16 protein-coding genes and 1 tRNA gene are annotated in these 13601 nt (G+C 61.1%); 12 read left to right on the top strand and 5 right to left on the bottom strand.

All coding sequences use genetic code 11. From position 1 onward, the window contains the following. Positions 1-429: 429 nt before the first annotated feature. The gene (locus ATY29_RS29620) at positions 430-3402 is read left to right on the top strand and encodes an NAD(P)-dependent oxidoreductase (protein WP_097537470.1); all 2973 of its coding nucleotides are present in this window, start codon (positions 430-432) and stop codon (positions 3400-3402) included. A 369-nt stretch (positions 3403-3771) separates the two neighbouring features. Here the strand turns inward: ATY29_RS29620 and ATY29_RS29625 are convergent, their stop codons facing one another. After that, positions 3772-4179: a hypothetical protein gene (locus ATY29_RS29625; RefSeq protein ID WP_097537472.1), complete on the bottom strand. Its 408-nt coding sequence runs from the start codon at positions 4177-4179 to the stop codon at positions 3772-3774. A gap of 264 nt (positions 4180-4443) precedes the next feature. Between ATY29_RS29625 and ATY29_RS29630 the strand changes: the two genes are divergently transcribed. Continuing rightward, a tRNA-Pro gene (locus tag ATY29_RS29630) sits at positions 4444-4520 on the top strand. 417 nt (positions 4521-4937) lie between these two features. Beyond that, positions 4938-5309 carry a COG4315 family predicted lipoprotein gene (locus ATY29_RS29635; RefSeq protein ID WP_025415549.1) on the top strand — a complete coding sequence of 124 codons (372 nt, stop codon included), beginning with the start codon at positions 4938-4940 and terminating at the stop codon, positions 5307-5309. A 189-nt stretch (positions 5310-5498) separates the two neighbouring features. Here ATY29_RS29635 and ATY29_RS29640 read toward each other — a convergent pair whose 3' ends face one another. Further along, positions 5499-7082: a hypothetical protein gene (locus tag ATY29_RS29640; RefSeq protein WP_097537473.1), complete on the bottom strand. Its 1584-nt coding sequence runs from the start codon at positions 7080-7082 to the stop codon at positions 5499-5501. A 349-nt stretch (positions 7083-7431) separates the two neighbouring features. On the opposite strand from ATY29_RS29640, the gene ATY29_RS29645 reads away from it, so the two are divergent. Then, entirely contained in the window at positions 7432-7671 is a 240-nt protein-coding gene (locus ATY29_RS29645) for a DUF982 domain-containing protein (RefSeq protein ID WP_003569678.1), read from the top strand. A gap of 20 nt (positions 7672-7691) precedes the next feature. Here the strand turns inward: ATY29_RS29645 and ATY29_RS29650 are convergent, their stop codons facing one another. The 3 genes from ATY29_RS29650 to ATY29_RS29665 all read right to left on the bottom strand — a co-directional run bounded on the left by ATY29_RS29650 (position 7692) and on the right by ATY29_RS29665 (position 9642). Continuing rightward, positions 7692-7919 carry a hypothetical protein gene (locus ATY29_RS29650; RefSeq protein WP_097537474.1) on the bottom strand — a complete coding sequence of 76 codons (228 nt, stop codon included), beginning with the start codon at positions 7917-7919 and terminating at the stop codon, positions 7692-7694. An 11-nt stretch (positions 7920-7930) separates the two neighbouring features. Then, positions 7931-8194, bottom strand: a complete 264-nt coding sequence (locus tag ATY29_RS29655) for a hypothetical protein (protein WP_003569674.1) — start codon at positions 8192-8194, stop codon at positions 7931-7933. 800 nt (positions 8195-8994) lie between these two features. After that, positions 8995-9642, bottom strand: coding sequence for a S24 family peptidase (locus tag ATY29_RS29665; protein WP_003569670.1), 648 nt, complete (start codon positions 9640-9642; stop codon positions 8995-8997). A gap of 83 nt (positions 9643-9725) precedes the next feature. On the opposite strand from ATY29_RS29665, the gene ATY29_RS29670 reads away from it, so the two are divergent. The 8 genes from ATY29_RS29670 to ATY29_RS29705 all read left to right on the top strand — a co-directional run bounded on the left by ATY29_RS29670 (position 9726) and on the right by ATY29_RS29705 (position 13140). Next, a complete protein-coding gene (locus ATY29_RS29670; RefSeq protein ID WP_097537476.1) occupies positions 9726-9944 on the top strand; it encodes a hypothetical protein in 219 nt (72 codons plus the stop codon). A 210-nt stretch (positions 9945-10154) separates the two neighbouring features. Next, a complete protein-coding gene (locus ATY29_RS29675; protein ID WP_244597470.1) occupies positions 10155-10385 on the top strand; it encodes a sigma-70 family RNA polymerase sigma factor in 231 nt (76 codons plus the stop codon). A 32-nt stretch (positions 10386-10417) separates the two neighbouring features. Beyond that, entirely contained in the window at positions 10418-10783 is a 366-nt protein-coding gene (locus tag ATY29_RS29680) for a hypothetical protein (protein WP_003569665.1), read from the top strand. Then, a complete protein-coding gene (locus ATY29_RS29685; RefSeq protein ID WP_003569663.1) occupies positions 10749-11144 on the top strand; it encodes a hypothetical protein in 396 nt (131 codons plus the stop codon). Before ATY29_RS29680 ends, ATY29_RS29685 begins: the two co-directional genes overlap by 35 nt. Then, positions 11141-11452: a GcrA cell cycle regulator gene (locus tag ATY29_RS29690; RefSeq protein ID WP_097537478.1), complete on the top strand. Its 312-nt coding sequence runs from the start codon at positions 11141-11143 to the stop codon at positions 11450-11452. Before ATY29_RS29685 ends, ATY29_RS29690 begins: the two co-directional genes overlap by 4 nt. Positions 11453-11463: 11 nt before the next feature. Next, positions 11464-11661 carry a response regulator transcription factor gene (locus tag ATY29_RS29695; RefSeq protein WP_193550377.1) on the top strand — a complete coding sequence of 66 codons (198 nt, stop codon included), beginning with the start codon at positions 11464-11466 and terminating at the stop codon, positions 11659-11661. 13 nt (positions 11662-11674) lie between these two features. Continuing rightward, positions 11675-12268: a hypothetical protein gene (locus ATY29_RS29700; protein ID WP_097537480.1), complete on the top strand. Its 594-nt coding sequence runs from the start codon at positions 11675-11677 to the stop codon at positions 12266-12268. A 374-nt stretch (positions 12269-12642) separates the two neighbouring features. Beyond that, positions 12643-13140 carry a DUF995 domain-containing protein gene (locus ATY29_RS29705; RefSeq protein WP_025415559.1) on the top strand — a complete coding sequence of 166 codons (498 nt, stop codon included), beginning with the start codon at positions 12643-12645 and terminating at the stop codon, positions 13138-13140. The last annotated feature ends 461 nt before the right edge of the window (positions 13141-13601 follow it).

The following is a 13601-nucleotide window of genomic DNA, read 5'->3' on the forward strand; positions in this document are numbered from 1 at the left end:
AGAATCAACACCGTGCGCCTTGTCCACCAAATTTAAACCGGACAGCAGTGGGCTTGACCCTGGGATCCATGCGGCTGGCACGAGGTGGATAGGGGCAGAGAAATAGAAGTCCGCGTCCTTGGTTGTGGATCCCAGGGTCAAGCCCTGGGATGACGGAGAGTGTGGTTGGCTTTGTTGCCAGACGCACCGGCGATGCAGCTCGCGGCACCACCTCTGCTCCTTCATCGGCAGCACCACTTCTCCTCCGTCATCCCAGTACCGCCGATCTCCAGGCAGGAACGCGCGTCGCGTCCCCCCACCCATCGCGCCATCATCAACGATACCCCGATGACGCCTTTGGCCTGTCGTTCGGCGCATATGAGGTTGTGTCGCCGGGGCTGTCGCTTCACCATGAAGGCAACTTCAGCTCCGGACAGAGACAGGCAGGCAATGACAGATATCGCGCACATGCAGGAACAGCGATTGAACGCCCTTCGACAGACCGCGTCGGGTGCGCCGAGACTGCCGTCCAACCCATTCTTCGGCGTCGGGCCGATCACCGATGCGACGACCGATGAAGTCGATAGCCGCCTGCGGCGCATCGCCTTCGATGCCTGGATCGAAAAGACCTATCGCAAGTTCGACGACCGCGGCAACGATATCGGCGGCTTCACCACCGCCGAAATTTCCCGCAGCATGCATCGCGGCTATCCGGCCGACAAGATCCTGACCGACATGATGCGGGCGATCCATCGTTATTTCGGCTTTCCCAAGGTCAACCGCATGGCGGTCGGCCTCGGCGGTGGCCATAGCGGTTTCACCGTCTGCATCCAGCACCTGATGAATGCCAACGATGCCGGCCAGCGCGTCTATGTCGATACGCCGCGGCCGGAGAGCGATCCGTCCAAGGCGGCCGGCTTCTTCCGCCAGTCCTGGGCGACACAACTGATCGAGATGCAGCGCTTCGCCGAAAAGGGCTGCGAGAGCCGCATCCATTTTGCCGCCTCCGAAGGCGTGATCCCGACCGCGGCCGAACTGACGGCGCTCGGCGTGTCGATCTTCGTCGGCGTCGGCCACGAAACCACAGGGGCCAATGCCTATACCAGCAGCGAAATCCACGAGCTGTTGAACTGGCTCGACGGCGATCCGGCCAACCGCCATGCGGTGTTCGACGCCACCTCGATGCTCGGCGCCATGCCCTGGGAGCCTGAACTGGTCAGCGCCGTGATGGCGAAGTGCTGCCTGTTCATGCCGTTCCAGAAGGCGATCGGCGGCATCTCCGGCTATTTCGTTGCCTCCTTCACGCCGCATGCCCTGGCGCTGATCGAGAAGAATCAGCAGGATCCGGCCTGGGCGATCCCGCGGCAGCTGAAGATCGCGCCGCCGATCGATCCGCGCCAGCCGTTTTCGGCCAAGCGCTCCGTCGATGCCGGGCCGTTCTACGATCCGGCCGAAGACCGCATGCTCGGCGGCGTCATCAACACCTATAGCGCGCTCGCCTTTGCCGAGACCACCTTCGGCCTGCTGCAGTCGGAGGCCCGGGTCGGCTCCGTCGTCGAGCTCAACCGCCGCTCCGCCGCCAACCGCGCCGTGATCGACGAATGGGTCAAGTCGCATCCGCTGCTGTCGCTTGTAGTCACCGATGCCGACCGCCGCGGTGCGGCGGTGACGCTGCTGAAGGTCGAGGACGACATCACCGATGCCGGCATCCACGCCCGCATCATCGCCCGTTCGAAACAGCTGCTCGGTTATGAGGGCATCACCCATCCGAACGGCGAATACGAGCCGGGCCTCGACGCCGCCCGCTACGTCAACGCCTTCCCCGGCACCCCAGGCGATTACCGCGCCTGGGTCGGCGGCATCCGTGAGCCCGAAGATGTCGTGGCACTTCTGGAAAACCTGCAATACGCCTATCTCAGAGCCAAGATCGTCGTTCTCGAAGAGGAACTGGCAAAGAATGGCGTGACCTTCGACGCCGCGGCCAAGGCCGCTGGCGCCGTGCGCAAGGACGATCCGAACCACGCCTATACGGTGTTGATCGCCGATCTCGTCGGCCTGCGCTTCGGCGCTAATGGCGAGCCTGATTACAGCGAGATCAAGGCCTATATCGAGGAGAAGGGCGGCAGCTTCCATCTCGGGCCGCTCAGTGATCGGGCCGGGCTTGAAAAAGGCCGCATCCATTTCTTCTACCAGCCGAACCTCAGCACCGAGGCGGAGATCCTGCCGCAAACCGACAAGGGCCAGTACGACGCGCTGATCGCGGCGGCGACCTTCATCCCGAAGGCTGCGGTCTTCCCGCTCGGCGGCGTGCGCATCGGTGCCGGCACCGGCAATATGGGCTCGGCCTCCTGGGGCGGCGGCAATGGCGAGGGCGGTACTGCGGCGCTGATGAACACGCCCGGCATCAACAGCCGGGCGACTGCCCAGATGGCTGTGAAGGCAATCCTCAAGGTCGTTCCCGACCTGCCGGTCGACCGGCTGCACCGGATGGTCGCTGGCGGCGATTTCGATACCGGCCGTCAGCTCAAGGATTTCCCGACGGCAAAGCTCGAGGGCCGCAAGCTCGCCGTTCTCGGCTACGGCAATATCGGCCGTGAAGTCGCCAAGCTCGCCAAGGCTTTCGGCATGCAAGTGGCGATCTACGCCCGCGAGCATCACCGGCGCTGGATCGAGGCGGAAGGCTTTAACTATGCCGCAAGCCCGGTCGAAGCCGCAAGCGGCGCCGACGTGCTCTCCGTCCATATCGGCCTCGGCCGCCTGGACGCATCGACCGGCATCTATTCCAATGCCGGCACCGTCGACGCGAAGGTGCTCGGTGCGATGAAGGACGGCGCGGTGCTGGTGAATTACGACCGCGGCGAAGTCGTCGATACCAATGCGCTCGACGCAGCCCTTGCCTCCGGCAAGATCGCCCATGCGGCCATCGACGCCGACCTCTTCAGCGATGCCGCGACCGGCACGCTGAGCGGCCCGATGCTGCCCTACCTGCCGCTCGAGCAGCGCCACAAGGGCAAGCTTGAGCTCTTGCCGCATGCCGCCGCCGACACCGACCACCCGTCGCGGGTGACCGGCGCCAAGCAGGCGGTCGACCAGATCTTCGACGTCATCCGCTTCAAATCGGTCGTCAATCTCAAGGGCGACCTGCCGGAAGGCTATGTCTCGGCCGGCAGCCGCACGCCGGCCGGCATCGGCAAGGTGACGAAGCAAGTCGTCGCGGAAGCCGGCGGTAAGGCAAAGCTGCTCGAAGAACTGCGCCAGGCCTCGGAAAGGATCGCCGCCATCACAGGCGCGCTGTCGGCCGTCTCCGACCCGGCTCACCGCGGACGCATCGTCGAACGCTACACCAGCCTCCTGGTCGAAAACGCCGACCGGCAGCGATCGCTTCTCGATCAGCTCGGCCTTTACGGGCCGGCGGAGGGCTGAGCTTTAGCGGTGGTCTCGGCGCCGACGGTCTCCTATCGTTCTCGGAATGAGGGAATGGGGGTATAACGATCCCGATTATCGAGACCACTCAGCGCGTGGGCAGACATGGGGCGTCGCATCCTGTGGAACCCCCTTCTGCCTTGCCGGGCATCTCCCCCGCACGGGGGGAGATTGGTAGGAGGCGAACACTTCGTCCCTCGCTGACCGATGCGCAGATTCGTCTGAAAAGACGAGCGGTGTTGTAAACGGGAAACCCTAAAGCCCATCCGATCGCCCCCTTGTGGGGGAGATGCCCGGCAGGGGCAGAGGGTACCGGCGGTCCCAGGCGGCACCAGGCCGCCTGTCCCCATATGCCGGACAAACCGTCCGTTACTTCTGTTCGGGCGCCAGGAACTCGGCGCAATAGGACGGACCGTTGACGCCGGGAATGTCGGCGACGGTGCGGATGTCGCGGATCGTGTAATCCGAGCTGGTGGTGATTTCGGCCTGGCAGCGCAGATAGGCGGTGCGGGCCGACGAAATCTGCTTGCCGCGCTTGCCGTCGGCGCCTTCGGCATATTTTGCCGGAATGCGCACGGTCTTGTAGCCGCCGCGCCAGGTATAGACGGTGGTGGCGCCTTGCTCGCTGTCGCTGATCGGCGGCCCGTAGGCGGCAAAGAAGATGCCGGCCGATTTGCCGACCCAGCGGGCCTCGATCGGATTGCCGGCGGAAGGTATGGTCGTGCATCCGGCAAGCCCAATTGCAAGCCCGGCCGCGGTGATGGTGCGGAGTTTCATCGTGTTGTCCCTGGTCTCTAGCGCAGTGGCTGCGAATCCGCTGTTTACCGGCGGTTTCGCCTGTCCCGTCGAGCCCTTTAGCGCGGAACCCGGCAAAAGAAAATTGCCCCTTTGGCACTTCCCGACGATTTGCTCCGAGTGTGTCTTTTTGCAGCAGCAGCGTCCCGAAGCCCCTGTCATCAACCCGTCAAAAATTCCGCCTGATTTTTGGAATTTGGTGCTTGTGCAACCAGATAGGCTGTTCTATAGAAGCGCCGCTGGTCACGGAGTGTAGCGCAGTCTGGTAGCGCACCACGTTCGGGACGTGGGGGTCGAGTGTTCGAATCACTCCACTCCGACCAGTCGTAACCATCGGTCATTATTGCCGAAAATCATGGTTGCTGATGTTTCCCGAAATTTTCTATCTCATGAATACCGAATGATACGTCTCGGCTGGTAACGATCCTGTCGTTCATGCGTAGTCGTGAAAAGCTGGTACGCAAACGAGCCTTACCCAGCTTTCGTGAGGCTGTGAATAATTTCGCCCCACATCTTCGCCGCCTCTGAGATCGCGTCGGCTATGCGCCACAGGGCTGGCTCGAATGACGCGGAAGACTCTGCCGCTGATAACCGTCATTGGCGCTTCGCGGACGTTATAACCATTGCTGGCCTGTCATGTTCGTCCCCCGTGGACGGAACTGCTTTCATAGTTGGGCGTTTTTCTAAGTTAGTCCGGCACTGCTGGCATTCCGCCGGCACTGCCGGATGGGAGAAAAATCATGAGAACGATATTGATCGCGATAGGTGCGTTAACTGCTTTAGCCGGGTCTGCTTTTGCGGCCGAGCCTGCCAAGACGGTGGAGACGAAAATGGGCAAGGTCCTGGCTACTGAAAAGGGCATGGTCCTTTACACCTTCGACAAAGATACAAAAGGCAAATCCAACTGCGATAAGGATTGCCTGAAGAAGTGGCCGGCGTTCCACGCCGGAGCCAAGGCCAAGGCAGAAGGCGAATGGACGCTGGTCAAAGCTGCGGATGGCAAAGAGATGTGGGCCTACGAGGGCAAGCCGCTCTACACCTATGTCGAGGATAAGAAAGCCGGTGAAGCCAACGGCGATGGCGTTGGGGGAGTTTGGCACGCGGCCAAATAGCCGAACCGGCGACCGTTTGAACGGGCGGTCGTCGGATCGCCTTGAACGGCGGCGCGGCTTACCGACGCAATGCCGGGAGCACGTTGTCGCGGCCCGGCGAAGCCTGATCTGGAGATCTCGTGTCAGTACCGATCATTCCGGCCGGAACGCGGTTGGAGAAGAAGCAGCGTGCGGCTCTGTGCTGCGATCTCAGCCGCCGACCGTGATTTCACCGTCGGCAACACGTTTGACAAATATCTTCAAACCTTCATGCCGCAGTTTCTTCCAGCCGCCGTCGGAGACCATCGATTTAGCCAGATCGGCAAACCCCTCGGTAAGGTAGGGAACCTGCGATGCCGGTCGTTTGCCGAGCGCTTGGATCAAGCAGTCGGTTCTTGGCGGGGACGAGAACGTGTTTCCGGACCGTTGCATGACGATCTCCAAATGATCTGTGCCGTCTGGAAATCGGATCGTCCCATAGCCGCACTTGGCCGCGGCATTCACTTCGGCCTTGGAGAGATTGTCTTGCAGAAGAAATGACAGCTGACTGAAACTGTTGTCAGTGTAGTCGAACTGCCCCAATATGATGAAGTCCAGTTCGTTCTGCCCCTTCCTGGCGCCTTTGATCTTGCCAAAGAAGTTGGAATTCACCTTGGTGTCTTTGCCTGTCTTCATGGCAAGCATTTCGCCCAGCTTGATATAGGTCCTCGGTTTTGACGAACCGTTTTCGGCACCGGCCGCGGCGTTGCCTGAAGGCAGACTTGCGGTCTCCGGCTTGGCATAGGCGTCAGCGAAGGCTTGCAGCGTTGTCAGATTGAGCGCCTCGGGAAGCCCGCTCTCAAACTTGCGGCAAGAGAGTGCGGCCTGCCGTGTTGCCTTGTCAGGCTTGCCCTCGACATTCCCTGGCTTGCAGCCCAAATGAACCAGTTGGTGCTGCAACCTCTTGAGCAAAACTGCTTGTTCGGCGGAATAGTCGCTGACACCGCGGGTCACACTGACATTGCGGACATCGATGCCGATACCATCCGGCTGCACCACGTCAAACTGGGACGTATGATGGTCATAGTTCTTCCATTCGTTGCCCCAGCCCATCATCACCGGGCCGAGAATGAAGTTGAATGATTTCGGGTCGCGGTTTGATTGCGGCTCGCACTCGTTCGATTCCCAGCAATGCGGCGCTTGGTTGGTTGCTTCACCTTCGGCGGCGTAGATCACCTTGTTGTCGCAGCTTGCCGTAACCCATCCGCTCTCATCGTTTGCCCATCGGATTTTCAGCGAGAATGTCGCCCATTTGCCGAAATCTCCCGGTTTCTGGCACTGGCGGGCGAGAAAGTTCACGCCGTTGCGCGTGTCGGCTTTCAGCATGTAGATGAAATTGTGGATTGCCGGTCCTTCCCAGGACGCGAGGCGCAAATGGCTGTCCCAGCCATCGGGATAAAAGCCATTTGCGGAGTTGTTGTGCCAGCCCTTGTAGGCAAAAGCCGGATCGAGCCGGAAATCAAACTTGTATTCGACGCTTTCGCCAACCCTCATGTCTCGCATATAGCGGATCGTCGAGCGGACGTTGCCATTGCGACAATCATTTTCGCCGCGTCCATCTCCATAGTCGACATTGGAACACTGACGGTCGAATATCTCGAACCGGGTCACGCCGTCCTTGACCTCCGGTCTGACCGATCCGTTGAATTTGTGGCGCTCAAAACCTTTGGGGAGCGGGTCGGCAGTCGCACCTGCGTGGGGCGCAAAAACCATAAGCGCGCCAACCGCCAGTCCAACTATGGGATTTTTCAGCATAGCCCCCTCGCCAAATTGGACGCCAACCATATCACGATCTCTCTTGGAAGGTTGGGTTTAGCTCGGGTTCAGATCGGTGCGTGAGGCGCTGCGATGAGAAGGAACCGCGGTCAAAGCTGCCCAACTGCTTGTGCTTGATGTCTTCAACGATGCCACCGAGGCCGAGCAGGCGCGACGGGCGTTTAGCCGGCAGCCAGGGCGAGCGACATCAAGGGCGGCTCTGGCACGTTTCGAGCTACGGCCGATTTCCTTGATGCTCTGATCGACAATAACACGCAAGACGGCTCCCTCAACCGGAACGAGTCCCAAAGTGATTCGTTGAGTCGCGTTCCGTGTGAGATACTGGGCCATGAGCAAGCGACGAAGCTTCAAACCGGTGAAGATCACCATCAATGGCAAGGTGAGGACGGTCTATAATGTCGTTCAGGCCGGCAATGCCTTACTGAACGACTGGCCCGACCAGACGCCGGCGGCCAAGGTTGCCGAAGGGCTGGTGCTCGACGTCTTCAACGATGCCGCCGAACCCGAGCAGGTGCGGCGGGCCTTCATCACCGCGGCCAAGGCGAGCGACATCAAGTTCAGCTCCTGAGCGGCGATATCGAGCAATGCTTATTTCCATGATACCCGCTCCTGATCGGCGAGATCCTGCGTCTTGAACTGTGTCTCCAACCAGGCGGCGGTGACGATGGCGGCGAGGAAGCCGAAGGCGAGGCAGGTGATGGCCTGCTTGCGCCAGGAGATGAAGGTGACCGGCGGCGAGGTGAGGGGCTTTTCCGCGCATTCACCGGCTGGGCAGGCGCAGCCGGAAAAAGCCTTGACGATGCAGTCTGACGACATCTGCGTTTTCCTCAGGCGTAAAGCTGGTCGCGATCGGTCATGCCCATGATCTCGCGGGCATAGCGGTAATGCTCCTCGACGGAGGCACTCGCACCGCGCAGCCAGGATGGGCCGCGGACCGAATGTTCGGGACGGCGGAGATAGGCAAAACCGAGAGCACCCATGCGCTGGGCCTCGATCGCCATATAGGCGCTGCAGTCGCTCGTCCCGCGCGCGCCATTCCAGCGGGCGCCGCGCTTGCTTTCCTCGGTCTCGATATTGCGGATGTGCTGCATCGCCCTGTCCTCTGCCTGCCGTATCGGCTCGAGGTAAAGGTATATATCATACCCAATCACGTCAACCGTAAAAGGTATAAAAAATACCTTAATGATTGACGAGGTACGAATCATAGGCGTATGTCTGGGCCAAGTGATTGGGCGACCGGGTGCAACTCCCGAGCTGACGAAGCCCAGCGGCGCGGGAAGCGAAAGTCCTTAAGTGCGCTGTCAGAAAATCAGGACGAGGGCGAAGCGAATGGCCCCTCTGGCACGTGTCCCATCCCGGCTCCGGCCTTCAGGACCCTGGCCAATGCTCTCCCGGCTTCATGGGCTTTGCTCATGGGGTAGGGGGAAGCTTTGGCCGGAACCCTCCCTCGCCAGCCTTCAGGATCGAAGACAGAAAGATAGAAACAAGGTTATCCTGGAATCTGATGCTGCGAAAAAACGGAGGCGCAACGAGATCGAAATCGCCGACGCGGTGATCGAGCCCGGGCCTTGGGATGCCCAATTTTACGATCTGGGGGAGAGAGGCTGCCGAAGGATATTGCTCGCAGCCATTCATTCCATTCCGGCGACTGACGCGGGTGGCGTCCGCAGCTTCCGCAATGTGTAGTTTCAGGGGAGGGATGCCTCTCACGATCCTGGTCGCCGGATCGGGAGAAAGTCGGAGCGAGATCCTACAGGCCGTACATCTCACGCGCGGCGCTGAAGGCCAGCAGAGATACCGCTGATGTGACGATATAGAACCAAATTCTGCCGGCGCGAAGAAGGGCGGATCATCTTGTTTTCCCTAATGAATATGGTTTATTCGCAACGGCTTACATCTCGATGATCGATCGGCGGACGCGGCCGACGATGGTGACGGCGCCCTGGAATTGCGGCGGCGGCACATCCTCGTAGGAGGCGGGCTGGAAGGGCGGGTCGTCGTTCGGGCGGTAGCGCTTGTAGGTGGCGGCCCCGGTCTCGTCGGCGACGACATAGAGCGCGTTCGGCGCCAGGCGCTTGTCGCGAAGGTTGACGAAGATGATCGAGCCGGGGGGTGAGATCTTGTTCATCGAATTGCCTTCGACCTCGAGCGCGATCCATTCGCCGTCCGGCAGATCGAGCGCTGCCACCGTCGGGAATTCCGAAAAGTCGGTGATCGGCGCCTGCTCGCTCAGCTGGCCGGCGCTGACCCAGGAGATCTTCGGCACGTCGGCGACGGAGACCGGCAGCTCATCCGGATCGAGCGCGTTGCCGGTTCCGAACTGCAGCCAGTTGAGATTGACCTTGAAGGCGCGGGCATATTTCTTCGCATCGGCAATGCCGAAGCCGTTGCGGCCGGACTCATGCGCCTTGTAGACATTCGCATTCCAGCCGAACCGCTCGACGATCGCCTTCGGCCCGGCAAAGCCCGCGTTTTTCCTGGCCATGACCAGCCGCTTTGCGCGTTCTTCGCGCTCAAATTGTTCCTGATCTTTCAACATGATATAAAAAATACCCTAGTTTAGGGTATATGTCATGCCCTTTTACGCTTGACATATCGGGTATTAATTGTACCCTAATCGACATGACAAACAGCGATATCATCAACAACTGGCCAAGCCTCCGGCGCTGCGGCGCCCACTACACCGGCTGCCCGAACTGCGGCAAGGCGCTGTCGATCGCCGAGGTGATCGAGCGCCACTGCGAGACCTGCGGCCGGCAGACGAACCCGAAAGAGATGCGGCGGACCGCCGATCCAGGCTCTTCTCTGCTGACCGATCCCGACGGCGTCACCCCTCCCTGACGGCGATCGGCGGCCGGCGTCGCTGCCCTCCCTCGGCGACGCCGGCGTCCATACCCCGGACGGCGGCCCGGCAGGCGACCCGAGCCTTTGCTCCCGTAACAGCGCCGGCGCTCCGGTCGCCGTCGATGCATTCACATCAGGCAGCTGGCAGCCCCGCTTCGGCGGGAACGCCGCGCTGCGCTCGAAATGGACAAGAAGGATCACACTGGCATGAACTCGCTCGAGCTTTTCCGCACCGGCAGGGACTACATCGAAATCGCCGCCATCCTCGGCATGTCGGTGCCGTCGGTGGAAATCGAGATCCACCGGCTGCGCAGCGCCGAGAAGGGCGATACCGCCCACGAGGTTCATGCCGGTGCGGAAATCCACCGGTTTGGCCGCCGTCTCAAGCCCGGCACGCCGGTCAATTTTGCCGGCGGCCAGCGGCGGCTGGGGGTTTGAGCGTGGCTCGATCGACCGGGAAAGGAAAATGCATGGCGAAGGAAACAATGAGCAAGGACATCATGGACATCCTCGGCCCGGTGCTGGGGGAGGAGCTGGCGGCAGCCGTCATCGAGCATCGCAAGCGCACGCTGAAGCGGCCGCTGACGGCTTACGCCGCAAAGATCCAGGCCAGGGAATATCTGCTGACCGGCGATCCGGCCGGTGCTGCCGAGATGCAGATCTTCCGCGGCTGGCAGGCGATCAAATGCGACTGGTACCTCAAGGAGAAGGCGAGGGAAGCCCAATCGATCAACAGCAGCCCGAGAAGGACGACAGTCGATGCCGCAAGAGATTTCCTCTCCGGTGAAGGTCATAGCGGCGATGCTTTCGGGTTTCCCGGCATCATCAGGCACTGATCCCGATATGCAGATCCGCGCCTATCTGCTGGCGATCGATGGCATCCCGTCGGAGGCTGTCTGGCAGGCCGCCAAACTCTTCATCTCCGGAAAGGTCAAGAACCATAACCGCGCCTTCGCCCCGAGCTGCGCCAGCTTTGCCGAGCAGTGCCGCCGTCAGCAGGCGGCGATCGAAGCGCAAAGCCGCCCGCGCCTTACGCGGCAGCCCGAGACGCCGCAGCCGAAAGTCGCGGCCTACAAGATGCAGCTGCTGCGCGACGCGGCGAACGGCAGCCGCAGCGCCAGGCGGAAACTGGCGGAAATGTTCCCCGACAACCCGATCATTGCAAAAGCCGCACGGCACGAGGAGGCATTGAGATGAGAGGCCTATTCTGGACGGAAGACAAGATCGTCGAGGCGCAGAAGCTCTGGCAGGCGGGGCGCTCGGCACGAGAGATCGCCGATCTGTTCGGATCGAAAAAGAACACCGTCATCAACATGGCGCACCGCAACCGCGACAGGTTCCCCGCACGGCAGGCCATCAGGTATGCGCCGCCCGAGACCTGCCCGGCGCCGGCGCCGATCCGCCATCCCGACCGCGTCACGCGGGTGACGCTGTCGGGTGCTGAGGTGACGATGCCGCGCGTGCCCTGCATCGATGGGCCGGCGCCACAAGCCCGCCCATCATGAGCCCGGCCATCGTGAGGACCGTCACCCCGCGCGAAACCGAAATCATCGGCTGGATGGCGGCGGGAAAGACCGCCGCCGAGATCGGCACCATTCTCGGCATATCGCCGATCACGGTGAACACGCACATATCAAACGCCAAGGTGAGACTCGGCGTCTTCAAGGATACCGCACTGGTCGCCGCCGCACTTCGCAACGGCATCATTCGATAGAAGGACAATCAGCATGGGTGGCAAAGCAGCCAAGGTTAAGACACAACGGCCAAACAAGGGCGCCGGCCGGCCGCGCAAGGCCAATGTCGAGCGGTTTCCCTGCGGCAAGATCAAGCCCTTCGAGACCGAGAAGGACAATATCAGCGTCGCGATCTCAGCCCGCCGCCGCATCCACGGCTTCGGCCGGACGGTCAGCGACGAGACGGTCAAGAGCCCGTTTGCCGGTTATACGCTCGGCCGCATGTTTCTCGACGGCCTGATCACCGCCGAACAGCGCCAGGCCGGCGACGACTATGCCGAGGCGATGGCCCGCTACCACAAGACCACCGGCATCCCCGCCCCGAGCCCGAGGGCCCAATCGCTCTTCGCCGTCAAAGGCCACGAAGGCGAAGTGACCGAAAGCCTCGCCGACCGCGCCCGCAAGGCCAGCAACCGCATGATGGCGCTGCAGGCCATCCTGCTGCGCTGCCAGGACGGCCCGCAGGTCAGGAGCACGGTCTATAACGTCACGGTGATGGACTACGAACATCTGCGCCAGATGCCGCCGCAGCAACTGCTGTGGCTGCGGCGGGGGTTGATCGCGCTGCGCGCGGCGAGGGGTGGGTGATCGGGTGGGGCAAGGTTGATGGATGGCGACGTGACAATGATTGCTGACCGAAGCAAAATTCGCCCGGTCCGCCATCGCTATGTGTCTCCCAGGCTCACCCATGCTCCGTCCTCCTCGGGCTTGACCCGAGGATCCACGCCGGCCTCCATCAGCTGCGAGCATTGATCCCAGGCGCAAGGCCTGGGATGACGGAGGTTGGGGGCGCGGTTTCGACAAACGCCTTGCCGATCGAGCGCAACACTTGCGCGGTGAACACGCATATCGCAACGGCAGGCGACACGTAGCAGCAGGGTTAACGCCGTTAGCTACATCAGGCGAATTGGCGAACATCCCGAAAAGGTGTTCCGTCACAACGGCAATTGGAGGAACCAGCCATGATGAAGCTGTCAGTACTCGCCGTTATTTCTGTGACGCTTTTAGGTCCATCGGCATCCTTCGCAAAAGATGAAGGTAAGCTGCCGAAAAATGCCGTTGAATTGTCCGAACAGGAAGTCAAGGATCTCTACGTCGGCAATTCGGTCAAATATGATGTCGGAGACGGGATGGTCTATTACACCTGGTCAGCAGACGGGACGTTGAAAGGCGTTAAAGTCGGAAAGAAAAAGGGAGAATACGGCTATGCAGACGGCACGTGGACCGTAACCGGAAATACGTTCTGCTTCAAATCGGACTGGAAGAATAAGGCCGGCGACGTCACCTATGTCTACCAACCGTGCAAAGCGTGGTGGCGTGTGGGTAAACAAAAATGGACGAAGAACGTTTCGGGCGACGATCAATACAACGGCGACATTTACAATAACGAGATAAAAAAGATGTCGAAGGGTGACAAGGTGACGCCGATGTTTGCGACAGCAAAAGCGGCGGCTAAATGATTTGAAGCGAGCCGCCAGCGGCGAGGATGGTCGCCGGCCTCAGCAACCGAGCCTTTTCACGCAATTCCGGACGCAAAATCGCTGTGCACTTTGCTGGAATTGCTCCAGGCCTGACAGTTGCGCTGCCAGGGCGGCCCGCAGGTCAGGAGCACGGTCTACAACGTCACGGTGATGGACTACGAACATCTCCGCCAGATGCCGCCGCAGCAATTGCTGTGGCTGCGGCGGGGCTGATCGCGTTGCGCGGGGCGAGGGGTGGGTGATCGGGTGAGAAGGGCTGGTGGATGGCGGCGGATTGGTGGCATGCCAACGACTGCTGATCGAAACAAATTCGCCCATAGTCGCTCCGCCGCTATGTGTCTCCCAGGCTCACCCCACCCTCCGTCCTCCTCGGGCTTGACCCACTGCTGTCCGGTTTAAATTTGGTGGACAAGGCGCACGGTGTTGATTCTACTCGTATT

This window comes from Rhizobium hidalgonense (assembly GCF_002914525.1).
GTDB classification, from domain to species: domain Bacteria; phylum Pseudomonadota; class Alphaproteobacteria; order Rhizobiales; family Rhizobiaceae; genus Rhizobium; species Rhizobium hidalgonense.

Coding starts and splice junctions, on each gene's coding strand:
- ATY29_RS29685 (WP_003569663.1), top strand. CDS start 10,749: ATGCTTTCGGGTTTCCCGGCATCATCAGGCACTGATCCCGATATGCAG.
- ATY29_RS29675 (WP_244597470.1), top strand. CDS start 10,155: ATGAACTCGCTCGAGCTTTTCCGCACCGGCAGGGACTACATCGAAATC.
- ATY29_RS29705 (WP_025415559.1), top strand. CDS start 12,643: ATGATGAAGCTGTCAGTACTCGCCGTTATTTCTGTGACGCTTTTAGGT.
- ATY29_RS29645 (WP_003569678.1), top strand. CDS start 7,432: ATGAGCAAGCGACGAAGCTTCAAACCGGTGAAGATCACCATCAATGGC.
- ATY29_RS29665 (WP_003569670.1), bottom strand. CDS start 9,642: ATGTTGAAAGATCAGGAACAATTTGAGCGCGAAGAACGCGCAAAGCGG.
- ATY29_RS29680 (WP_003569665.1), top strand. CDS start 10,418: ATGGCGAAGGAAACAATGAGCAAGGACATCATGGACATCCTCGGCCCG.
- ATY29_RS29670 (WP_097537476.1), top strand. CDS start 9,726: ATGACAAACAGCGATATCATCAACAACTGGCCAAGCCTCCGGCGCTGC.
- ATY29_RS29620 (WP_097537470.1), top strand. CDS start 430: ATGACAGATATCGCGCACATGCAGGAACAGCGATTGAACGCCCTTCGA.
- ATY29_RS29700 (WP_097537480.1), top strand. CDS start 11,675: ATGGGTGGCAAAGCAGCCAAGGTTAAGACACAACGGCCAAACAAGGGC.
- ATY29_RS29640 (WP_097537473.1), bottom strand. CDS start 7,082: ATGCTGAAAAATCCCATAGTTGGACTGGCGGTTGGCGCGCTTATGGTT.
- ATY29_RS29655 (WP_003569674.1), bottom strand. CDS start 8,194: ATGCAGCACATCCGCAATATCGAGACCGAGGAAAGCAAGCGCGGCGCC.
- ATY29_RS29635 (WP_025415549.1), top strand. CDS start 4,938: ATGAGAACGATATTGATCGCGATAGGTGCGTTAACTGCTTTAGCCGGG.
- ATY29_RS29650 (WP_097537474.1), bottom strand. CDS start 7,919: ATGTCGTCAGACTGCATCGTCAAGGCTTTTTCCGGCTGCGCCTGCCCA.
- ATY29_RS29625 (WP_097537472.1), bottom strand. CDS start 4,179: ATGAAACTCCGCACCATCACCGCGGCCGGGCTTGCAATTGGGCTTGCC.
- ATY29_RS29690 (WP_097537478.1), top strand. CDS start 11,141: ATGAGAGGCCTATTCTGGACGGAAGACAAGATCGTCGAGGCGCAGAAG.